At 41.6% G+C, this 22,091-nt stretch carries 21 protein-coding genes and 1 tRNA gene; 9 read left to right on the forward strand and 13 right to left on the reverse strand.

Features of this window, described 5'->3' with window-relative positions:
- Window positions 1-61: 61 nt before the first annotated feature.
- Entirely contained in the window at window positions 62-1,462 is a 1,401-nt protein-coding gene (gene rpoN, locus AAGA18_01425) for an RNA polymerase factor sigma-54 (protein ID MEM9443988.1), read from the reverse strand.
- 61 nt (window positions 1,463-1,523) lie between these two features.
- On the opposite strand from rpoN, the gene AAGA18_01430 reads away from it, so the two are divergent.
- Window positions 1,524-2,300, forward strand: a complete 777-nt coding sequence (locus tag AAGA18_01430) for an MBL fold metallo-hydrolase (GenBank protein ID MEM9443989.1) — start codon at window positions 1,524-1,526, stop codon at window positions 2,298-2,300.
- A gap of 127 nt (window positions 2,301-2,427) precedes the next feature.
- On the opposite strand, the gene AAGA18_01435 is transcribed toward AAGA18_01430, so the two are convergent.
- From AAGA18_01435 to AAGA18_01455, 5 genes are all read right to left on the reverse strand, one after another.
- Window positions 2,428-2,946, reverse strand: coding sequence for an NUDIX domain-containing protein (locus tag AAGA18_01435; protein MEM9443990.1), 519 nt, complete (start codon window positions 2,944-2,946; stop codon window positions 2,428-2,430).
- 23 nt (window positions 2,947-2,969) lie between these two features.
- Window positions 2,970-3,737: a 16S rRNA (adenine(1518)-N(6)/adenine(1519)-N(6))-dimethyltransferase RsmA gene (gene rsmA, locus AAGA18_01440; GenBank protein ID MEM9443991.1), complete on the reverse strand. Its 768-nt coding sequence runs from the start codon at window positions 3,735-3,737 to the stop codon at window positions 2,970-2,972.
- A 93-nt stretch (window positions 3,738-3,830) separates the two neighbouring features.
- Window positions 3,831-4,946 carry an alkaline phosphatase gene (locus tag AAGA18_01445; GenBank protein MEM9443992.1) on the reverse strand — a complete coding sequence of 372 codons (1,116 nt, stop codon included), beginning with the start codon at window positions 4,944-4,946 and terminating at the stop codon, window positions 3,831-3,833.
- Window positions 4,943-5,581 carry an HD domain-containing protein gene (locus AAGA18_01450; protein MEM9443993.1) on the reverse strand — a complete coding sequence of 213 codons (639 nt, stop codon included), beginning with the start codon at window positions 5,579-5,581 and terminating at the stop codon, window positions 4,943-4,945. The genes AAGA18_01445 and AAGA18_01450 overlap by 4 nt, the downstream gene beginning before the upstream one ends.
- Complete coding sequence (locus AAGA18_01455) at window positions 5,571-6,554, reverse strand: hypothetical protein (GenBank protein MEM9443994.1); 984 nt, start codon at window positions 6,552-6,554, stop codon at window positions 5,571-5,573. Before AAGA18_01455 ends, AAGA18_01450 begins: the two co-directional genes overlap by 11 nt.
- 169 nt (window positions 6,555-6,723) lie before the next feature.
- Here AAGA18_01455 and AAGA18_01460 point away from each other — a divergent pair, with 169 nt between their 5' ends.
- The 4 genes from AAGA18_01460 (at window position 6,724) to AAGA18_01475 (ending at window position 10,838) form a co-directional block, all read left to right on the forward strand.
- Complete coding sequence (locus AAGA18_01460) at window positions 6,724-8,646, forward strand: phospho-sugar mutase (GenBank protein MEM9443995.1); 1,923 nt, start codon at window positions 6,724-6,726, stop codon at window positions 8,644-8,646.
- A gap of 322 nt (window positions 8,647-8,968) precedes the next feature.
- On the forward strand, window positions 8,969-9,211 hold the full coding sequence (locus AAGA18_01465; GenBank protein MEM9443996.1) for a hypothetical protein: 243 nt from the start codon (window positions 8,969-8,971) through the stop codon (window positions 9,209-9,211).
- A gap of 27 nt (window positions 9,212-9,238) precedes the next feature.
- On the forward strand, window positions 9,239-9,838 hold the full coding sequence (locus AAGA18_01470; GenBank protein MEM9443997.1) for an HAD family phosphatase: 600 nt from the start codon (window positions 9,239-9,241) through the stop codon (window positions 9,836-9,838).
- Window position 9,839: 1 nt separating this feature from the next.
- Entirely contained in the window at window positions 9,840-10,838 is a 999-nt protein-coding gene (locus AAGA18_01475) for a 2-enoyl thioester reductase domain-containing protein (GenBank protein MEM9443998.1), read from the forward strand.
- 82 nt (window positions 10,839-10,920) lie between these two features.
- Here AAGA18_01475 and AAGA18_01480 read toward each other — a convergent pair whose 3' ends face one another.
- Entirely contained in the window at window positions 10,921-11,280 is a 360-nt protein-coding gene (locus tag AAGA18_01480; GenBank protein ID MEM9443999.1) for an exosortase system-associated protein, TIGR04073 family, read from the reverse strand.
- A 159-nt stretch (window positions 11,281-11,439) separates the two neighbouring features.
- On the opposite strand from AAGA18_01480, the gene aat reads away from it, so the two are divergent.
- Window positions 11,440-12,105 (forward strand): leucyl/phenylalanyl-tRNA--protein transferase, encoded by a 666-nt coding sequence (gene aat / locus AAGA18_01485; GenBank protein ID MEM9444000.1) that lies wholly within the window; start codon window positions 11,440-11,442, stop codon window positions 12,103-12,105.
- 414 nt (window positions 12,106-12,519) lie between these two features.
- On the opposite strand, the gene AAGA18_01490 is transcribed toward aat, so the two are convergent.
- The 3 genes from AAGA18_01490 to AAGA18_01500 form a co-directional block, all read right to left on the reverse strand.
- A tRNA-Arg gene (locus tag AAGA18_01490) sits at window positions 12,520-12,593 on the reverse strand.
- 136 nt (window positions 12,594-12,729) lie between these two features.
- The gene (locus AAGA18_01495) at window positions 12,730-13,239 is read right to left on the reverse strand and encodes a hypothetical protein (GenBank protein MEM9444001.1); all 510 of its coding nucleotides are present in this window, start codon (window positions 13,237-13,239) and stop codon (window positions 12,730-12,732) included.
- A 187-nt stretch (window positions 13,240-13,426) separates the two neighbouring features.
- On the reverse strand, window positions 13,427-13,888 hold the full coding sequence (locus AAGA18_01500) for a MarR family transcriptional regulator (protein ID MEM9444002.1): 462 nt from the start codon (window positions 13,886-13,888) through the stop codon (window positions 13,427-13,429).
- A 230-nt stretch (window positions 13,889-14,118) separates the two neighbouring features.
- On the opposite strand from AAGA18_01500, the gene AAGA18_01505 reads away from it, so the two are divergent.
- Together AAGA18_01505 and AAGA18_01510 are read left to right on the forward strand one after the other, a co-directional pair.
- Window positions 14,119-14,799, forward strand: coding sequence for a 3'-5' exonuclease (locus tag AAGA18_01505; GenBank protein MEM9444003.1), 681 nt, complete (start codon window positions 14,119-14,121; stop codon window positions 14,797-14,799).
- A gap of 80 nt (window positions 14,800-14,879) precedes the next feature.
- Window positions 14,880-15,653 (forward strand): metallophosphoesterase, encoded by a 774-nt coding sequence (locus AAGA18_01510; protein ID MEM9444004.1) that lies wholly within the window; start codon window positions 14,880-14,882, stop codon window positions 15,651-15,653.
- A 252-nt stretch (window positions 15,654-15,905) separates the two neighbouring features.
- On the opposite strand, the gene AAGA18_01515 is transcribed toward AAGA18_01510, so the two are convergent.
- From AAGA18_01515 to AAGA18_01525, 3 genes are all read right to left on the reverse strand, one after another.
- On the reverse strand, window positions 15,906-16,451 hold the full coding sequence (locus AAGA18_01515; protein ID MEM9444005.1) for a cyclic nucleotide-binding domain-containing protein: 546 nt from the start codon (window positions 16,449-16,451) through the stop codon (window positions 15,906-15,908).
- Between the two features lie 46 nt (window positions 16,452-16,497).
- Window positions 16,498-19,272: a phosphoenolpyruvate carboxylase gene (locus AAGA18_01520; GenBank protein ID MEM9444006.1), complete on the reverse strand. Its 2,775-nt coding sequence runs from the start codon at window positions 19,270-19,272 to the stop codon at window positions 16,498-16,500.
- An 82-nt stretch (window positions 19,273-19,354) separates the two neighbouring features.
- The gene (locus AAGA18_01525; protein ID MEM9444007.1) at window positions 19,355-21,241 is read right to left on the reverse strand and encodes a sulfatase-like hydrolase/transferase; all 1,887 of its coding nucleotides are present in this window, start codon (window positions 21,239-21,241) and stop codon (window positions 19,355-19,357) included.
- A 143-nt stretch (window positions 21,242-21,384) separates the two neighbouring features.
- Here AAGA18_01525 and radC point away from each other — a divergent pair, with 143 nt between their 5' ends.
- Window positions 21,385-22,077: a DNA repair protein RadC gene (gene radC / locus AAGA18_01530; protein MEM9444008.1), complete on the forward strand. Its 693-nt coding sequence runs from the start codon at window positions 21,385-21,387 to the stop codon at window positions 22,075-22,077.
- Window positions 22,078-22,091: the final 14 nt, after the last annotated feature.

Below are 22,091 nucleotides of genomic sequence, written 5' to 3' on the forward strand. Positions count from 1 at the left end.
ATATTGACTATTGTTGGGAAACAAATAATTCTGGGTTTTAATCAAATCTAAAGGCAAATAGTTATAATTGTTTGCGTAGATTTGAAGGTAAAATATTGAGTTCAGCACGATACTTTGCGACCGTGCGTCGAGCGAGATCAATGCCTCTCTCTTTTAAAACCTTAACTATCTCTGAGTCAGAAAGGGGCTTAGCAAGGTCTTCACGGCTAACAAGGTCAGCTATTGCATCTTTGATGCTGGTGTTAGCCAGAGACTTTCCATCGGCTGTTTGATAACCAGAAGTAAAAAAGTATTTTATGGGAAAAATACCCCATGGTGTTTGCACATATTTATTGGCAATAGCTCGGCTAACAGTAGTTTCGTGCACTCCAACTATATCTGCAACCTGACTCATCGTTAGTGGCTTAAGCTCGCTCACGCCATTATTGAGAAAATCCACTTGTTTGTGAGCAATTTGTTGCAGAATACTACTGATGGTGCTTTGGCGCTGGTGAAGGCACTTGATAAGAAATTTGCCTGCTCTTATTTTATCTCTTAGATAATCGCGTAGCCCACTATCTTTGGCGTTCTTTCCTAAAAGGTCCTTATAGGTATCGCTAATGCGTAAGCGAGGGACTGGTTCATCATTGAGCTGAACGGTCCAATTTCCATCACGTTCGACAAAAGCAGCTTCGGGTTGGACAACATTTTGAGGTTGGTCAGGCGAAAATGAAGCCCCTGGTCGTGGCTGAAGGTTACTAATATACGTTGCAGCTTCTTGTATTTGCGTAAGGCTGGCCTTATAGCGTCGTGCAAGATCTTGGTATCTTTTGCGTCCTAGCTCAGAGAGCGAATTTTTAACAATCTGGTATTCTAGGTCTCTTTCTTTGCCTCTCTGGCGAAGTTGTATCATGAGTGTTTCACGAAGGTCCATGGCAGCAATGCCTGGTGGGTGAAAGGTTTGGATGAGGTCCAAGGTTTCATGTGCCACTTTAATCTGCACTTGAGCTGCCATCGCTACTTCTTCAAGAGAGGCCTTGAAAAAGCCGTCATCGTCAACATTGCCAATGATTTCTTCGCCAACGCGCAGCACTTCTTCATTATTGGTAGAGAGTGTAAGCTGTCCAAGTAAGTGGTCTGAGAGGGTTTCTTGCTCAACTTGAGAATCAAAAAGAAACTGGCGTCTTTCCTGAGCCTCCGCAGACGTGTAACTACTTGGAGCATTTTGGCTAAAATATTCGCGCCAATCCTCATCATGTTGACGAAGCTCCTCTAATTCCTTGTCCCAATCCTCTTCTTCACTTGTTTCTTTCTCAGGCTGTGACTCGTCTAATACGGGATTTGCAACCAGCTCTTGTTGGACGAGGGTTCTCAATTCTAAAACAGGCGCTTGAAGAAGATGCAAGGACTGCTGCATCTGGGGAGAGAGAGTTTGTGATGTTTGCAGTGTCTGATGTAGCCCTACATTTGCCATATAGAGCATATTTTAGACCAACTATTTCTTGCAAGCAAACATAGTATTTGAGAGACATTAGATAGTGGAAATGAAATTAACAGTCTTGGGCAGTGGAAGTGCTGGTAATGCCACGCTAATTGAGTCAGATGAAGGCAAATTTCTAGTAGATGTTGGATTCAGCGGAAGAGAGATGGAGAAGAGATTAAATTTAGTTGGCGTGGGAATTAGAGAAATCCAGGCCATATTGCTAACCCATGAGCACATTGATCATACTAAGGGCCTAAATATTCTTGCTTGTAAACATGGGATACCAGTGTTTTGTAATCGCTTAACGTCGGAATACTTAAAGCCTAAGCTAAGTTCTTTTGGTCGTTGGAATCTATTTATAACAGGAAAGCCCTTCCGAATTGGCAATTTAGAAATAGAGTCATTTCCTATACCTCATGATGCTTATGACCCTGTTGGTTTCGTATTTCAGCGTGGACAAAAGCGCATTGGATTCTTAACAGACCTAGGGTATGCGACACATGCAGTTAAAGAAAGAATGAGAAAAGTGGATTTGATGATTCTAGAGGCTAACTATGATGGGCAATTATTAAGAGAGGATACAAAAAGACCTTGGGCTGTTAAGCAAAGAATTATGGCTAGACATGGACATTTATCTAATGATGGGGCTGCAGGACTGGTTGAAGAGGTGGTTACGAAGCGGCTCAATCATTTGATTCTTGGGCATCTTAGTGAAGATTGTAACCGGCCTGATCTAGCTGAAGGTTCTATTGGCAATGCCTTAAGAAAGCGCCATGCTTCTTGGGTGAAACTCAAGACAGCTTCGCAGTTTGAACCTTCAGAAAGTATAGAGCTTTAGCGTTCTTTCACGGCTTAGGAATCATTTTTAGGGCGTCTGGCCTCGTAACCCCGGTCTTCAATGGTGTTGTTCACATATCAATGTTAAGAACTTCTGACGCAAGATGCTTGGAGAATAAGTCTATTCTTTAGCTTTCCATCTCTTTTAAAATCTTTTCTCTGTAAGTTTGCCAAATAAAACTAAAAGCAGGCGCGCACTTTGTGGGATGGCGATGGATAAGTTCTGAGATGTCATTGGGTGTAAACCATTGAACTTTTTTAATCTCGTTAGGACAAGGCTTAAAAGGGCCTAAGTGGTGGCCGAGGTAAAGTTTTACAAACTCGTTATCTGTCTGAGGAGTGACTTGGATATAAGCAATTTCTTTAAAATCTGGAGCAGGCGAAATGCCGAGTTCTTCAATGGTTTCACGTATTGCTGCTGTGAAGTAGTCTTCCCCTCTATCCACATGGCCGCTGGCGGAAGAGTCCCATTTGTTAGGATGCCGATCTTTTTCTTTTGATCGGAGTTGTAGAAGAATTTGGCCAGTATTGTTGTAAATGAGCATATGTGTGGCTCTATGAAGATGGCGCTTTTGGTGAATGATTGACCGGGGCGCATCTCCAATTACCTCATCTTTTTCATTAACAATGTCAAAAATATCTTCCATTTATGTTAGTTATCCTAGATTGACTATAAAGAAGAGCGATATTTTAGAAAAAGTTGCCACCAGTCCTTTACATCTATGTGTTGAGGACGTTCATCTAGTGGAATATTAAGCGTGTTTCTGAGTTTTTTGCGTCGTTGCGAAAAGCCTATTTTTACGAAGTGGTGAAACTTGGATCTCTGTTCTTGGCTTGGATATGGCTCTTTTCTTTCTAAGCGTAAAATAGCAGATTGCACTTTAGGTTGTGGATAAAACACGTCGGGTGTAAGCGTTCGCTTTATAGTTATTCTAAAAAGGTGCTGAAGAAATACGGTGGTAGCACCATAATCTTTGGTGTTTTGACAGGCTAAAAGGCGGTCGCCAACCTCTTTTTGGATGGTGATAACTAATTCCTTAGGAAGATCAGAAAATTTACCAATTTCAAGCAGGAGAGGGGTGGTGATGTTATAGGGCAGGTTTCCAATAAGTCCTTGAGGTGCTGGATGTTCAACCAAGGTATTCATAACATCACCGTGGACCACAGTTAGTTGGTCTCGTGAGAATAGATTAGCGAGATGTCGGCAATAGCCCATGTCTAATTCAAAAGCAGTTATCTTTCGCCCTTGGTTAATAAGATGTTCTGTGAGAACTCCAAGGCCGGGCCCAATTTCGTAAACAGCCTCTTTTATAGGGGTTTTAAGGTAACTGACGATTTGTAGACAAATATTTTCATCAATGAGAAAATTCTGACCTAAGTGCTTAAGTGGACATAGATTTTTTTTTTCTAAAAATTTTTTGATTTGAGCAAGAGTCACAAGGAGTAAATCCTACGGGCCTATCTCGCGCTATCCTTCAAGATACAAGTAGTACATCTCGGAGATAACTGGACATTCATGTGTGCTATACTGCTAGAGCTCATCATTTAAAATCTCGTAAATTTCTTGTAGCGTACTAAATGCAGGGAGGACAATCTTTTTTCTGCTATGCATAAAAAACAAACCGTGAGAGTGGTCGGTGATTTGGTTGAGTGAATCATACTCTATCTGAGTTGCGTTTGCGGTCGGGTTTGTGGCCAATTGGTACGGAATGTAGAGGCAAAGTATGAGATTGTCGCCAGCGTAATCCTTTGCGGTGTGAATGGAATTCAGGAGGTCTTGCGTATACTGTGTGGTCATATTCTTACTCTTTGCATACTTGCTGTATAGTATCGATTGGTCATCAACTACCAGAAAGTAGCCACGTATGTTGTACTGCAGGGCTAGGATGGCTCGCTGAGCTAGTGAGGCAAGAGAAACAGTGCGTATAGTACTAGGCTCCAGTCTCTTTATTCTAGGATGGTAGAGTAGGCTATTTTTGCCAAAGGCTCCAAAAATGAGCCGTGAAGACCAGTTAGGGATTTCGAAGAGAGATTTTTGGTCATTGGCAATTCTATATCCCATTGATTTAGCATCATTGATGACCGTGCGAACTTCCTCCTCGCTCATTGGTTGAGATGGTTTCGGTAGTGCTATACCAGCAGAGAGAAGGACATTGATGCGTGTATTGTCGAAAGCTTGAAGCGTATTTTGATAAAGGTCATCAGGCTCATATGTATGGGTGTAAAAAGCACTGGCACCTGCTGACCCAAAATTGGTAGTCGTAATAATTCCTACGGTTCTAGCTTTACGTTGAGCAGAGTATAGAAGTGTATCTACAGTTTTATTTTGTTCGTTATAACCTACTTGGCCTGGAGGTATAAGCTGACCCGATGCAAGAGATGAGAGAAGCTCGCGAGGTGAGCTTTTCTGATAATCAGTTAGGTGTGAAGTGATAATAGTGGATTGATTAAAGAGTGAATAGAGTTTCTGAGAAGAAAGAGGGTTATCTTGAGTGGCTTTGGAAAATAGCTCTGGAGAGACCGCAGGAGCTATAAATAGGATAATAGCGTGCTCTTTAGGGTGCACATAGTAGCGCATGTAGACAGCAGCTAAGAAGCCAAAGGCGAGTATAAGGATAAATCCAGTAATGCGAGTTGTCCAAGTCATGCTCTTTTGCGACTTGAGTAAGGATGGTGGTCTGGGATTTTAAACTCAAGTTTTAGATTTGTTTTAAAATATTGGTTAAATAGGTTACTCTTTTTTTGGAAAGCTGAGATTTCATTGGCGCAATTAGTTGAGCTAACGGCGGTTAAAGTCCATGTTTCTTCCGAGAGGTTGAAAAAAATTTCAGAGATTAATGACGAGTGCGAACGGTCTAAAGCATCAGCAATTCGTAATAGAGCGGCATTAATGGTGACTATTTTTTGATCATTAGGGGATAGGGATTGAAAGGCCTTATGTTTAACTTTCGGTAAAGCTTTCCGATGGTAGCGCGCGATTTGAGCAATGAGGATGACATCTTGAATATTAGTTGAATGCCATTCGTGCTCAAGAATCATTTGAGCAGAAATCTTATGGTGTTTTTTTCCAGTTGGTGATTGTGACCAACCAATGTCATGTAGTAATGCGGCTGCTTCTAGGATTTTTCTTTCCCTAGTGCTAAATCGGTGGATTTTTTTGCTTTGATCAAAGAGTGATGTGGCGAGAGCATGAACTTGGAGGACATGCTCAGGCTCAAGCTCAATTTTTTGCATGTAATCATTAGCTTCTTTGAGCATGTGTTCGTATAGATTAGCAGACATGTATGACTTTTTTGATAGGTTCGCTACATATCCAATTTGACCAAGCTCCAATACGGACACCTCTATTTGAACAGATCAAACTTTTCATTTCAAATGTTTCAAGGGCGGTTGATAAAACTAAAGTTCCAGCTGTTATAATGTCGGCACGGTCAGATGGAATATGGAACTTTCTTGCTAGTTGTTCGGCACTATAAGAGGAAAGAGTTTGGAGGAGTTGCTGGATTTTGGACCTAGAAATCCGAGTTCCTTCAGTCTGATGCTGTGGCTGCTTTATGCCTTGTTCTCTCAGTGTCATGCAAGCTAATGCGTAGCTTGTGCCCCCTGAGGCAATCATTTCTTGGGGAAAAGTAGAATAGGCACTCATTTCAAGGAGTTTCTTTTTGATGCGAAGAAATTTTGAGATGATGAGGTCTTGGGCCCTTTTGATATTAGGTGCAGGCGGTGGGAGCTTTTGTATTAGGGTCTCTTGGATTCTGACTGCACCGAGTGGAAGGCTTCGACAGAAAGTTAGTCTTTCATTTTCTCCAGCAAGTATCTCAATACTACCTCCTCCCAAATCACTAGCTAGAATAGGTTTCGTTCGCCACTTTTTATGAGTCATAAGCGCTTGGTAGACAAGCTGACCTTCAAGCTTTCCCGATACAATACGTATGGGGCATCTAATTATTTGCTGAGCAGGTGCTAGGAAATCTTGGCTATTTGTAGCCGATCTAGTTGCACTTGTTCCTACTGCAACAAGCTTGAATGCATCAAAAGACTCAGTTATTTTTTTAATTTCACGCAAAACCATAAGCGACTCTTTGATTGCTCTTTTGCTAAGTCTACCAGTTTGATTCATTCTTGTAGCTAGCCGAGTTGGATAACGTTTTTCTTTATGGATATGAAGATTTCCATTGAATTGCTCGGCTAGCATTAGCTTTATAGTATTGCTGCCAAGATCAAGAACAGCGCCGCGTGTTTTCATTCGTTTCATGGATCGATCCGGGCTTTTTTAGCCGCTATGGGATGGATAAGACAATGTTAAATTATATAATTATAGATTTTTTTGTGAGGATTGAGTAGATCTAGTTGTCCTTATATCAATATAAATAAGCATTAGCTTGAAAATCATAAGAGGCATTGCTTAGCTTCATAGCTTAGTGATGAGTGATTTGGATAAAAAACTTAAAGATGCGGTTGATGCTGGGAAATTAATGGGATCTTCTGCTGGGAACATCAAATTGTATTTCCAGCAACCTGGCTGTGAACAATGGGAAAAAGATAGCATGGCGGAGCTGCTGGGAAAGGAGCAGTGGAGAGAATTAAATGACCGCTTTTTCAAGACGTTGGCTTTCGGAACTGGAGGGATTCGTGGCCGCACCATTGGACGCGAAGTCACTTCAGTCGAACGTGGCACTTCCATGGAGTTAGATTGCCCTCAATATCCTGCAGTGGGGACTAATGTGATGAATTTTTTCAATATTGGTAGGGCAACCCAAGGCTTGTGTAGCTATTTATCTAAAAAGTTTACTGATGTGACGCCCAAGCTGGTCATATCCCATGATACGCGTTTTTTTTCTAGACAATTTGCCGAGCTGACTGCGAAAACCGCATCTGAAATGGGGTTGAGTGCTTATTTATTTGAGGCAGATCGCTCGACTCCCGAGCTTTCATTTGCCGTTCGTTTTTTAGAAGCTCATGCAGGCGTGATGATTACTGCTAGTCATAATCCTTCACATGATAATGGCTATAAGGTCTATTTTCAGGATGGGGCACAGATAGTTGAACCGCATGCCTCAGGTATAATTAAAGAGGTGTTAGAGGTGAAATCAGGCCGCGTGCAGAATATGGCTCGAAAATTAGGGGTTATCCATTCCATTAGCCAAGAGGTGGATAAGGCTTATGCGAATGGAGTAGGTTCTTTGGTGCTAGATGCTGATTTGATCAAGCAGCAAGCGGGTTCCCTAAAAATCGTTTTTACACCGATTCACGGAACGGGAATGAGAACTATCCCTGATGTGCTTGGTAAATTTGATTTTCGCTTTAGTGTCGTGCCGGAACAAGAAAAGGGCGATGGGCGATTCCCTACGGTGAAGTCGCCCAATCCTGAGAATGCAGAAGCTCTAACATTAGGGATAGAGCAAGCAAAAAGAGAGCAAGCAGATTTATTAATGGCTACAGATCCAGATGCTGATCGAATGGGTGTTGCTGTAAGGAATTCTATAGGTGAATACGAGGTCATTACTGGTAACATGATTGGAACAATTATGGCAGCATACAGATTAGAAAAGCTCTTCGAACAGAGCATATTGAACAGTGCAAATGCGAAGAACGCCGCCTTGATTAAGACATTTGTAACAACGGACCTACAGAAGGTATTAGCAGAGTCGTATGGTGTGAAATGTGTTGAGACCTTGACAGGGTTTAAGTATATAGGAGAGAAGCTTGGTGGTTATGAAGAGCAAGCTGGAGGAAGAGGAGATGCTTCTGATATAGAATGGCGTTCTAAGTTATTAGAAAAGAGCACTTACTTCGTCTTTGGTGGTGAGGAGAGCTATGGTTACTCGGGTGGCGACTATGTTCGAGATAAAGATGCGAATGCCGCAGTTCTAATGTTTGCTGAGGCTGCGGCTTACACAAAAGCAAAGGGAATAACAGTTCTCGAATATTTGGATCAGATTTACTTAAAGTTTGGCTTTTATTTTGAAAAGTTAGGAACACTAACTTTTGAGGGAGCGGAAGGAGCGGCAAAGATCCAGAAGCTTCTGCAGTCTTATAAGGATGAGGTGCCTGAGCATTTTAATAATTTGAAAGTTGAAAAAGTGCAGAATTTTAAAGAGGAAGATTATCAAGATATAGACGGTAAGGCTATTCCAAAAGAATTGATGCTTATATTCCACTTGTCAGGCGGCGCAAGAATCGCGGTGCGTGCTTCAGGAACTGAGCCCAAAATTAAATTCTACTTCTTTAATAAGGCAACAGTTTCCAATCAAACAGATCTACCTTCAGTTAAAACCACTGTCAAAGAAGGTTTAGAGTCTCTGTGGCTCTTCACTCAAGAAGATGTTCAGAAGCGAATTGCTTAGGTTTGTTAGTTTTCCCATTTTAGCAAGGAATAAAAATTTTTATAAAAATAAACCATGGGACAATCAATGTCCCATGGTTTATGGAATGATGTTCTCATCGAAAATAAAAAGGAGAACATCATTATGGAAACATACATACATTGCTATCAGTGTGGAGAAGATATGAATCGCCCAGATTGGGAGGCTAATGCTTGCAGTTGTATACATTGCGACAGCGACATATCAGACTCAAGCTGGGAAAGAAGAGGTTTTACGGAATCGCCTTTGGCAAGAGCAAGGCATCGGATAGATCTAAGTGATTTTTTAAATAGGAGGCCAGCTTATGTTAGCTAAGATTCTTTGCCCTCTTTCACTGTTATTAGGGGTAATTTGCGTTATGCACGGACTCTTCATGTTGGAAATAGCGCCTCTCTATACCCTATACGCTTGTTGTTTGAGTATCATGTGGTTTGCTTTGGCTGAGGAAGCATTCGAAAGCGGGAGGAATGAAATTAATTGGCGTAAGTGGTATGGCCAAAATATTCAGTCTGATAACAATAAGTTTAGTATGCCAAGTCTGGACTAGCTGAGAGTAGCCTGTATATTCCTGCTCATGTTCAGATTTCCTAAAGTGGATTTTGATGGCTATTTGTTTGACTGTGATGGCACCTTGGTTAATTCCATGCCAGTTCATTATAAGGCCTGGTGTGAGGCCCTGAAAGAGCATGATGCTCCTTACGGTTTTCCCAAGGATCTGTTTTATGACTTAGGAGGAACGGCAACTGACCATATAGTGAATATTCTCAATGAAAAGTATGGAGGGAATCTAGACGCAAAAGAGGTAGCTCATACAAAAGAGAAACTTTTCATGGAGAGAGTATGCGAAGTAGAACCTATTGGACCTGTGGTTTCACTAGCTCGTGAAGTGTCTCGCGACCAAAAAGTGGCTGTTGTCTCTGGGGGTTTTCGCAGAGTCGTGATGCGTTTGTTGGAATCAGTTGGTTTAGTCGACACCTTTAAAATTGTGGTGACTCCTGCGGATGTGGCAAAAGGTAAGCCAGCTCCGGATATGTTTTTATTGGCCGCTGGAAAACTGGGAGTTGCGCCCGAAAGGTGCCTGGTGTTAGAAGATGGTATAATGGGTGTCCGCGGAGCAGCTGCAGCAGGAATGTGTAGCTATCTTATCCCTCGACTAGACTTAGGAGAAGTCTGAAGTGAGCCATACTTATAGTGTAGCAACGTTTGGTAGCTTTGGTGATCCAGCTGAGGTTATTGAGCTTAAGGACAAAGAGCTTCCTAAGCTCGGCCCTGGAGAGGTGCTGGTGAAAATGCTTATAGCACCAATTAATCCAGCGGATCTTAATATGATTCAAGGTGTGTATGGTGTGAAGCCTGAGCTTCCTGCTGTGCCTGGAATTGAAGGAGTAGGAGAGATTCAAGAAGTTGGTGAGGGTGTTTATCAGGAAGAAGTCTTTGTAGGTGCTTTAGTCAAGTTACCGGTGACGACAGGAAGCTGGTGTCAAAGGGCTGTTGTTTTTGCTGGAGACTTGTTGGTATTTCCTCATGGGTTAAGCCCAGAGCAGGCTTCAATGATGTATGTAAACCCCCCAACGGCTTGGTGCATGCTGAATCATTTTGTCAAATTAAAGCCTGGAGACTGGGTGATTCAAAATGCAGCTAATTCAGCAGTAGGTAGGTCTGTTATACAGATTTGCGCTGCGTGTGGCATTCAAACAATCAATGTTGTGAGAAGAGATTCTCTGATCGACGAACTGAAAAGCTTAGGAGCTGATATTGTTATTTTGGATAGTAGTGGGTTCCATAAAAAAGTCCGCAAGGAATTAGGTGATGACTTGCCCAAGTTAGGGCTTAATGCGGTAGGGGGTGAGAATGCTGCTAGTGTCGCTAAGTGCTTAGCTCCAGGTGGAATTCATGTTACTTATGGTGCTATGGGAATGAAACCCGTTTCAATAGCCAATAGCCTTTTAATTTTTGCGGATATGACTTTTAAAGGTTTTTGGATGACTCGCTGGTATAATGAGGCTAGTTCTAAGGACATTGATGTTATGATGCAATCTCTTGCAAGCTTAGTTGTCGAAGGAAAACTTAAGCTTCCGATAGAAAAAATTTACGATCTTAGCCTTATTAAGGAAGCTATATCACATGCTCAATGCGGTGGGAGAGCCGGTAAAATCCTGCTGCGTCTCAGCTAGTTCTAGCAGGCTAGCTGAGCAGGGAAATAAAAAAACCTTGCTGAAAGAAACAAGGCTTGAGCATAGGCTCTGAAATTGGAATCTAATACCAATTATGAATTAGATCTGCTGGAGGAACCGGGTCTATTTGACCTGAATCCAAGGCTGGCATTTTAATTGTTTGGGTTGGAAATGGAGATGTAATGAGGTCAAATGTGCCTACGAAGATATCCATAACCATGCGGCTTGCTCCTCGAACTAAGCCCACACTATAACCCACTGTAGGTCCTTCGGTGAGTGTAAGTTCGTAGGTAGAGTCCAGAAGTTCCGCTGGCGAAAATGCTATGTTAGCTAATGCTGTTCCTGCTTTGTCATAAAAAGTAGGCTTAGGTGGCATCTGTATATCTGCCTGGCTCAACGAAATAAATGTCCCTAAACACAGAATAGTCAAAAAATATCTCATGCTAGAGTTTTTACGTGATTTATTGGAATAAAGCAAGATAAATATGATATCGAACAACTTGGTCTTTAATTTGAGTATTTTCTCAAAATAAAATAAATTACTGTAAAAGGCTGGTGTTCTAACTGGTCTGGCAAGACTGGTTTTGGATCCGCTTCGACTATGAAACCGCTAAGTATTAAAATTCTGAATGATGAGCTATGGTTCCCAAGTCCTGAGGAGGCCAGGCCGGATGGGCTTTTAGCTATTGGAGGGGACCTCTCCCCAGAAAGGCTTATACTAGCCTATCATCGAGGCATTTTTCCCTGGTCGGTTGAACCCATTTCCTGGTGGTCTCCGGATCCAAGGGCTGTTTTTGATATGCATCGTTTTCATTTATCGAGACGAGTGCAAAGGGTCATTAAGCAAAGGAAATTTGCAGTGACCTTTGATCAAGCTTTCGAGCAGGTTATAAAAAGCTGCGCGAAGCCAGCCAAAGGCAGAGAGGAAACATGGATTTCACAAGAATTTATTGCTGCTTATTCACAATTGCATAAAAGGGGGTATGCGCACAGTGTTGAGTGCTGGCTTAATAAAGAATTAGTTGGGGGTGTATATGGGGTGAGTTTGGGAGCCTTTTTTGCTGGAGAGTCCATGTTTTATAGGGAGTCAAATGCGTCAACGGTTGCTTTGTTTCACCTTATGGAAAGGCTGCAAAAATCAGGCTATCAGCTCTTTGATACCCAGATGCTAACCAATCATACTGAGCGTTTAGGAGCTTATCATATTCCAAGGTCTGAGTATTTGAAGAGGTTAGAGATAGCGCTGAGAACCATTACCGTTTTTTAAAAAGTGATGTCACTTCATATCATTTTAACTTCTATGAAGCCTGAATGATACCGTGAAGACCAAAAGATCTGTGCAAGATCTTGACCCGCACAAGCATAGAGACTCTCTTACAGGAATCTCACCTTATTAGAACCATGTCTCTAATCTATCAGGATTGACACTCCGTGCGTTTGATCGAAGCTTATAAGGTCTGCGCTCAGATAACGCGATAGATACGTCCTGGTCGACTCTCTTGCTTGTGGTTTAAGCTATATACTCATGATTTTGAATAAGAAACCTTTGATGAATCTTGGAGCAGGCTTTTGATTATGAAGTATCAGGTAGGCAAACATTGGTCACTTTTGGGCTACTCTCAGCAATCTGGTATGCGCTTCCAGCTGAATAATAATAGCCAGTGTTCAACTAAGAAAGTATCACACCCGTAGGGATTCGAACCCCAAACCTCCTGATCCGTAGTCAGGTGCTCTATCCAGTTGAGCTACGGGTGCAAAGATAAAGAAATTAAAAATATAGAGATAGTCTACGGGGATCAACTTAAAAGATTGTAAAAATGAAACCGCCCGCCGTTCAGAAACGGCGGGCGAACAGGAGGCCGAGGAACGTACTCTCGGATTCGGAACGAAATTAATGATATGTAAATGTATCTAAGTCTTCATACAGGAGCTCTTTTCTATACGTCAAAGAAGTCCGAGTGTTCATGTTGTTAGCTGCTGAAGCATGGGAACAAGTAGGCAGATGTCCATGTTCTTGTAAATGGACCTTAGAAATGTTTTTTGGACGCTTTAATTCATTGCTAAAAAAGTAATGTCTCCCTGTATGGTCCTGGAACAAAAGTCCTTTACTAGCAATTTTTTTACCAGGCTGATTCTCTACATAATGAGTAAAATAATGGACATTTGCCCCAACACTTAAAAATTGGTGGTAGAGCTTAATTAGACCAGAATGATAAAGTGCGGGATTTGAGTCCGTTTGCCTATAGGTGACACTTTTTACTTCGAAACTTTCATCTCCCGCTAATGCGGGTCCAGTAAGGCTTAGCGGAAGATTTAATACTATAGTTGCTTTTACGATAAGTAAATATGGATGATAAAATAACCTATGATGTTTTAGCCCAACTGTAATGATCTTGCTCACAAGATATTCATCGGAGTAAGTTAAATATTTTATAATGTGGTGACTTAACTCCCAGGTTGGAGGGGAAATTTTTTACTGCTAAAGAAAATCTATAATCTCCATACGGATCTGGAGAAGCTTTTTTGGAATAAGTGCTACAATGAGGAAAATTCTGCCTCTCGTTGGCATTTAATAAAACAGAGATTGGCTAACTATTATTTTTTACTGCCTTAAGGCTTGCGGCAGCGATCTTCTTTAACAGCTTTTCAAATTGAGCTATTTCTTCTGGAGTAAGGGATGCAGTAATTTCACCTTTAAGCTTTTCAGCAAGAGGAATGATCCCTTGGTAGCATTGAGCACCCTTTTCAGTAATAGAAAGCATATTACACCTCTGATCGTTGGGGTGAGGCTTGCGGGTAAGTAGGCCATCTTTTTCCATTCTATTCATAAGAGAAGCAATAGTGTTAGCGTCACTTGTCATCAAGTTAGTCATATCTTTTTGAGACAAGGACCCATCAGGATGTTCGGTAAGCCATCTTAAAACTGTAAACTGGTTAGGTGTAAGATTCTTGTTTTGAGCTAGTAGACGTTGTCTAAAAGCTTGATTTAAAGAAAACCACGCCGAACGAAGCAGAGGTGGGAATCCGGTAGTAGAGAGGGTTTCATTCATATACTTAGTTAACTAGATAGAGAAAAGTAATAGTATAATGCAAGATTTTAGTTATACGCCATAAAACTGCTGTTTAATTTAGGATCACTGAATTCGTCAGGTCTCTCTCTAAAAAAGTGATCAGCAATAAATTTTCTAAATAAATTCTCTCACAGAGTTATGTACCAGTCGAAGTTAAATTATCTGGTAAATTTAGGTAATATACCTATTTTCATACTTTCATAATTAATATGACGAGCATTCTCGCAAAGATATTCGCACGCTTCAAAGGGAAAGCAAAAGATACTAGAGCAGGAAGCTCTTCTGTCGAAGTTGAAGAAGAAGCTGATGGTCGCTCAATTACTAAAGAAGCTATTAACAAGCTTCCGTTGAAGCGCTACGAGGGGCCAATCGTCTGGGTAGATTCAGACAAAGCAGCAGCCCGAGCTATTTTAGAATTGGAAGCAGAGAAGGTCCTAGGCTTTGATACAGAGACCAAGCCTTCTTTTCGTAAGAAACAATCTTTTTTACCCTCTTTGCTACAATTTGCGACTTCAGATAAAGTCTTCTTGTTTCGTTTGCCTTCATTAAAAAACTTTGCAGGTTTCGCAGAGATCCTTTCTGATAAGAAAGTGCTAAAAACTGGTGTTGCCCTGGATCAAGATATCAAAAAGCTTAACGAGATTTTTGAATTTGAACCAAATGGCTTTGTGGATTTGGGAAAGCTAGCACAAACCCATCAATTTCGTCAAACAGGCTTAAGAAATTTATGCGCGATTCTTTTAGGATTTCGTTTATCAAAAGGGTCACAAGTGACGGATTGGAGTAAGGAAAAATTATCAAGTGCTCAAATTAACTATGCTGCTACGGATGCGTGGGCTAGCCGAGAACTTTATATTTTCATGAAAAGAAGCTCTGAATGGGAAGTTTAACTATAAGTTACGCTTGCCGCTAGAATGAATATCTCTAGTACTATGGAGGGGTTCGTAGAGCCAATGGTCACATATTTGATATGAAGACACTTATTATCCCAGACATCCATAATCGCATCGATTGGGTAAATGATTTCCTTCAATCAGTGCCTCACGATAATCTCGTTTTTCTAGGGGATTTTTTTGATAGAGAAACAGAGTATGCGCAAACCATGCGAACAGCTATTTGGTTAAAAGAAACCCTTATGCGCTTTCCTAATGCCACTTTCTTACTGGGTAACCATGATATGCACTATCGCTTCCCACATAATGACTATTTAAAATGTTCGGGTTACACGGAAGAGAAGCAGATGATCATTAATTCAATTATTACGAGTGATGACTGGAATCGCTTTCAGCTTTATAAAATTGAGCAAGGTTGGCTAATCAGTCACGCTGGGGTTTCTGATGTCGTTTTCCGTCCTCCGGGAAGGACCTTGGACTTGAAGTGGATTGAGCAAAAGTGTAATGAGGCTATAATTAGTGCTGCATTAAATGAACCACATGACGCAATCGAGCCAGACGTTTCAAGAGGAGGAAAGACTCGTGAAGGCGGAATTATTTGGCTGGACTGGCAGTTGTTTAAACCACTACGCAATATTCACCAAATCGTGGGACATACTGTTGGAAATGACGTGCGCGAAAGAAAATTAGAAAAAAATGGCCAGGTTATTAGCTGGAATTTTTGCATCGACTGCGCATGTCGTTACGTAGGTGTTTTGCAGGATTCCCAGTTTCAAGTAATCGATACGGGCATTTATGATCCAGTTTGGTTCGAGCAAGAGCAGCACATGGCACAAGAAGAAGCAAGCTAGCCGTATTTTAAATCCTGATTAAGTAATAAAAATTTAATGAGATAGGTAAAGACTTGAACCGGAGGAAAAGAGAGTCCACGAGGATGTATTTAGTTATATCGTCTGAGCTTAGCTTTTACAAGCAAGCGAAGGCGAAAGTAAAGATTCCTAGGAAGTAGAAACGCAGAAGCGCTTTGGATCTTTAAATTGAATTAGAACTAGTTCTCAAATTACGTATTTACATTTAAAACAGCCTCAATAGCAGAATGTAGGCTATTCCTCATGACCAAGAACTTTGAGAACCTGGGTTACCGTATTTGAATGAGATTTCTCATTGCTATTGGACTCTTCGGAGCCGTGGTGAATTAGAAGTTCTGACTCTTCCACGTATTTTGTCTTGTTGTCCTCAAGGACCTGATAAAGAAGGCGGTTACTTTCTCGCAAACGTGCTACAAAACTTTTTATAAGGATAGATACCCAAGGAGGTAAGCTTGAAAGGTGATTGTTGAATTCCTTTCTATCTATAAAGATGCATCTGGTAGGACCAAGGGCTCTAGCAGATGCACATCGTGGATGATGGTCGATTAATCCCATTTCACCAAACATACCCCGCACACCAATACGGCCCAGCTGGAGCTCAGCTGATTTGCCATCCTTATCATTAGTGACCGTATGAAAAATCTCGACGACTCCATCTTTTACGATATAGACACCATCAGGTACTTCATTTTCAGAAAAAATAATTTCATCTTTCTCGTAGCAGCGAATCTCGCCCTGTGAAGAATCTTGATGATTTTTTTCCACTTCCATCTCATTCATGTATAGAGGATTAGGGCTTAGCTGTCGAATATCTATATCAAACAAGTTAGCCTGTGGTTCTAAGACCTGAGGCAATAGCATTGACAGAAATTAATAAGTCTGTAAGCAACTTGGATTTCTGTGTGGAGGATTTCGTGCTACGCCAATCTTTTAAAAGCTGTATTTGCTCGCGATGGAGGATGGAGAGTGGTTCTTGACGGAGGTGAAGAGTTTTATGAAGGCGAGGTCTTCTTTGCTCCAAAGAATTTCCTCCAAACAATAGATTAATCATATACTCTGTTCGTAGCCATTCTTGTTTTATGGCGTTGTAAAACTTTTTGCAGATTGCTGGGTCTTTAGTAAGTTGCGCATAATGATAGGCGATTTGCATATCAGCACTGTGCATGCTGGTGTCAATATTACTTAAGACATAACGAGTGAAGGCCCATTTTTGAATTCTCCTTTGTAAAAGAATAAAGAGATCTGGCTTTTCAGAGCGTAGTTTTTCTAGTGCTGAACCCGTACCAAACCATCCTGTAAGATAGAAGCGTGATTGATTCCAGCTAAAGACCCAAGGGATAGCTCTGAGATCAGCAAGTGATTTAGCTCCTGTTCTGCGAGCAGGCCTTGAACCAATCCTACTTTGCTCAAGCACATCAATCGGTGTTGCGGAACGATAAAAGTCGATGAATCCTTTAGTATTGAGAAATTCTCTGTAGACGTTTTCACTCCAATTAGCTAGCAGCTCAGCTACTTGATGCTCTTCTTGTTCTTCTGCGTGGGCGTTCTTGTGTCGCAAAGTAGTCGCGGCTGTGCCCGCTAGAAGTAACTCTAGATTATAAGTAGTTGTAATGAAATTAGTATACTTTTGCGCGATGGACTCACCTTGTTCTGTGAGTCGTATTTTTCCGTTAGTAAGACATCCGGAAGGTAGTGCCTCTAAGAAGCGATGAGTCGGCCCTGCGCCTCGGCTAATGGTTCCTCCCCGTCCATGGAAAAAAGTAAAAGAGAGGCCATGTTTTTTAACAAGTTTGGTGAGCTTTAACTGAGCTTGATGTAGCGACCATTGAGAAGTAATGATACCTCCGTCCTTGTTACTATCACTATAACCTACCATAATGTGCTGATTGAGCATTTTTGGAGTAGAGGTTTTTTTCGCCTGTGCTTTTAGCGATGCTTTGATCGCAGGGATCGACAAGAGTTGATCCATAATGAGAGAGCTTTGTTTAAGGTCTCGAATCGTTTCAAATAAGGGTACAACTGGTAACGGGCAGATGAGCTGTTTATTTTTAAAAGTAGCTAGGCCAGTTTCTCTAGCAAAAAGATAGATAGCTAGCAAGTCTGTGACATCCCTTGTCATGCTTACAATAAGGCATCCTAGACCCTCGGTTCCATATTGTTTTACGTGCTTAGTGAGAACCCGGTAGCATCCTAAAACGCGACTTGCTTCATCTTCCATAGGCGTGTTAGGAGGAAGGAAAGGGCGAGGAGACTTCAGCTCTTTGAGAAGGAATGAAAGCTTTTTTTCATAGGGCCATTCTGGGTAGAGACGCCCATCCGGAATTTTAGCAGATGATAAAATCTGAGAAATAGCAAGATCATGAAAGGCACTGTTCTGGCGAATATCTAAAGAAGCAAGATGAAAGCCAAAGGTTTCTACTATGCGAATAATAGGATCTATTTCAATCTGAGCGAGCCTTCTGGCCCCTACTTCTAGCAAGCTTTCTCTGAGTATGTTTAGGTCAGATAAGAGTTCCTTAGGACTGTGATAGGCAAGGGAATGCTCTTTAAACTTTAGGTACTGATCATGATTTTCACCGAAATCTATAGGTAGTCGGTCCAAAATAAGATTAGAGAACTGACGGAATGGCTCTTTACTATGGTATTGCTGTTGGGTTGAAGATAATTCGGGTAAAAGCCTAGAATGTCTTTTAAGAGCTTTAGTCAAGGGTTCTGGGCACGGGTAAAAGTCAGTAGATAAAGCCAACTTTCGTGGGAGTGGATTTAACTCTCTATAAATGATTAATAGTGCCTGTGTTCTTAGTTCCTCTAGAGTTTTTTCTGTGACATCAGGTGTGACAAAGGGGTGGCCGTCTCTATCACCGCCAACCCAGGTGCCAAACCTTACATTTGGGAAAGCACTCGGTTCATTTAGGTTTTTAGGTGAAAAACCTTTCTTTTCCCAGGCTTGCAGGAGTGAAGTGTCCAGAGCCTTTAATGCGTGAGGAAATACATCTCGTAAGTGGTGGAGAATCGCTTTTTGTTCATGCTGTATATCGGGTTTGCGCGAGCTGATCTCACCTGTTCTCCATATACGCTCAAGAACCGCTTTAATTTTCTCACGATTTGAGGAGAGTTCATTTTTTGTCCACATTTTGTTTTCCCGTTCGACCATCAGAATATACAGCTCACGGTGCTGACGCAGAACTGTGGCTCGTTTGGCTTCAGTAGGATGGGCTGTAAGAACGGGTTCAATACATATATGGGGTAGGATTTTACTAATTTCGTTTTCTGAAATTTTTTGTTTTTGTAGCTGATTGAAATAATCAAGCCATAGTCCTGGTTCAGGCACATTGGGATTTCGGTCGGAGCGTTGACGCCGCATTTGTGCAGCAGCATTCTCCTCTATCATATTGAGGAGTTGGAAGGTGATGGAATAGGCCTGGTAGAGTCGGCTAGAAAGGCCTTTTCGTTTACGGTTTTTTTGCTGCGTCCATGGCAATGCACTTGCTACATCATTTTCACCTAGCTCAAATAAAACTTCCTGAAAGCATTCCATAAGAAAGTCCAAATCGCTAGAAATCTTATGAAACCCAATTTTTACGAAGTCTTGTTTAGCCATAACTTGCGTAATCTAAGAGCAAATGCCGTCTCGTGCAAGTAGGTAGATATATGATGATGAAATAGCCTGGAGGACAATTATGCTATTTCTTTTTCTTTTTAGATTTAATGATTGCTTCAAAACTAGGGATTTCTTGCTCCAATCCATGGCTTTCAAATAATGTAATGGCCATGCGGGCGGTATATTTTGGATCTAGTGCATCTTCGTAATTGCTCCAGTCGAAGTCTTTTAGAGCTGAGACAACCGGTTTGGCTTCTTCGCCCATGTAATCGAGAATGTTTAATGTATGGAGTTTGGTATATGATGGCTCGATCACCATTTTCTGCAAAGCTTTGAGGGCTAAGTCCTTTTCGCCTAAATTAAATAAGCTCCATGCAGCAAACCCTCTGACTTCGTGGGATGGGTCTTCTAAGCATTTTTTCAGTGCATCTTCTGCTGGGTTAGCATTTTCTTTTAGCATGACACAGCCTGTGGCTCCCCAGTAACGAATCCCAGCATCTCTGTCATTTAAAAAACCAATGAGTTTGTTGATATTGCCTGGGTCATTAGCTAAGGCGACGTCCGCGGCTTCTAAATAGGCAGGCAGATTGTATTGCTGCCTATTTCTCACCATCTCATAAATTGTGGTATCGAGATCATCAGATCTTTTAATGCGTTCGCTTTCTGGAATTAATCCTGAGTCAAAGATTTCCAATTGCCAATTTCGTAGCGCTTTGCGCATATTTTGGAGCGTAGTTTGGTGCTCTGGACTGTTGGCAAGGTTAGTAACATTATCGGGGTCATTCTCTGTGTCATAAAGTTCCTCTGAGTAGGGCTTGGGATTAAAGAAACGGCCAGTGATGGCATCGGTTTTACCAGCTTTGTGATGAGCGGCCCATGCCTCTGTTGTGGCCATTTTGAACATAAAATCTAAGTATTGTCCATATGGTGCCCATGGGGCATAATTCTTAATGTAAAGGAAGCGTTTGTCTCGTACGGCTCTAACATTATCAAAGCGCTCATCCATTCTTTCTCTAAAAGCAAAATGATAGGCTTGCTCAGGCTCTATGTCCTTGCCAAGAAATATTCTACCCTGCATTTCTGAGGGGATTTCTGCTCCAGTTAAGCTCAGCCAAGTTTTTGGCATATCAATAAAGCTCACCAAGCGCTCTACTGTAGTTCCTAGTTTTTGATTAGGCCATAGATGCTTGTATTTCTCTGGAATGCGAATAATTAGAGGAGTGTGTATACCCGAATCAAAGAGGAAGCGTTTACTTCTTGGAAGCACGCCTCCGTGGTCAGAGCAGTAAATGACAATAGTGTTATCTGAGAGGCCTGCTTGTTCTAAGCGAGCTAGTTTTTTGCCAAAGTTGGCATCCATACGCTGCACAGCATCTTGATACATCGCATAGTTCTTGCGGACGATAGGTAGGTCTGGGTGATAGCGGCGGAGAGTAACTTTAGAGGGGTCATGTTTGCTATTTTCTAGTGACTTTCCAAATTTTTTTGCTCTCGTTTCATGACTCTCTACATCATTGATAATGGTAAAGAAAGGCTGCTTAGTTTTAATGATTTCCCAATCAGCGTTATTACCTTTACTTTTATCCCAGACTTCCTTATCGACTCTATTTCCTCCTATGTTGTAGTCAGTTTTAGAGTGATTAGACACATAATAGCCTGCTTTTTTTAGGTATTCAGGATAGTAGCGTATTTGATCTGGTATAGGGTAACGACTGCGCATGGGTTGTGTGCCCATGGACAAGGCGTGAATTCCAGTGATCCATGTAGAACGTGATGGGGCACACACTGGAGCATTGGCAAAACAATTGGTGTAGCGAAATCCTTCTTTAGCAAATTGATCAATATTGGGGGTAGTAGCATTTGGGTTTCCATAACAACCAAGCCACTTTACACTGTTATCTTCGCTTGTTAACCATAGGATATTGGGTTTTTCTGATGCCGTAAGACTAGAGGTTATTAGTAGAGCCATAAATAAATGACTAAAGGGGAGTTTGGTTAAATGCATATACGCAAGCGTATGGTTTTAATTATTTTTAGTCGAATAAATAATTGGTTAGATCAAGTGGAGACTTTTATACTTTGCATTACTATAAACTGTTCTAGTTTTTGCGGATGACACACACCATCAGTGAAATGCAGCAATGTGAGCGGCCTCGTGAGCGATTATGGGAAAGAGGGCCTGGGGCTCTGAGAGTAGCAGAGCTTTTAGCTATTTTGTTGCGAACTGGGGTAAGAGGAAAATCAGCTATAGATTTAGGTGAGGAACTGTTAGCGCGCTATGGTTCAATAGATGGCTTAAGCCGAGTAAGTGTTCAGGAACTTGCGGGACTTAAAGGTCTTGGAATGGCCAAAGCAATACAATTAAAGGCAGCCTTTGAATTGGGGGTTAGGTTGTCCAATTCAAAAACTAAAGATACACCTTTGGACACTCCCGAATCGGTTATTACTTTAGTCGGCGAGGAAATGAGGATGCTAGACCACGAGTGTTTAAGAGTCCTTGCAGTTAACACCAGACTTCGTTTAATTGGACTAGAAGTGCTTAGTCGCGGGACAGTGAATGAGACCATTGCGCATCCTAGGGATGTGATGCGCATAGCCTTGACCTATAAGGCCTTTGGTTTGATAGTGGTCCACAATCATCCTTCGGGAGACCCTTCGCCCAGTAGTGCCGATTTAGCATTCACGAGAAATTTAGCGAAGGCTAGCGATTTGCTTCAGGTTGAATTGGTGGACCATCTTATTATTGGTGGGCGTGGTCAAAACGTAGAGAATTATTATAGTTTCAAGGAAGCTGGATATTTATAGCTACGATTGCTAAG

The organism is Verrucomicrobiota bacterium (assembly GCA_039192515.1).
Lineage (GTDB): Bacteria > Verrucomicrobiota > Verrucomicrobiia > Methylacidiphilales > JBCCWR01 > JBCCWR01.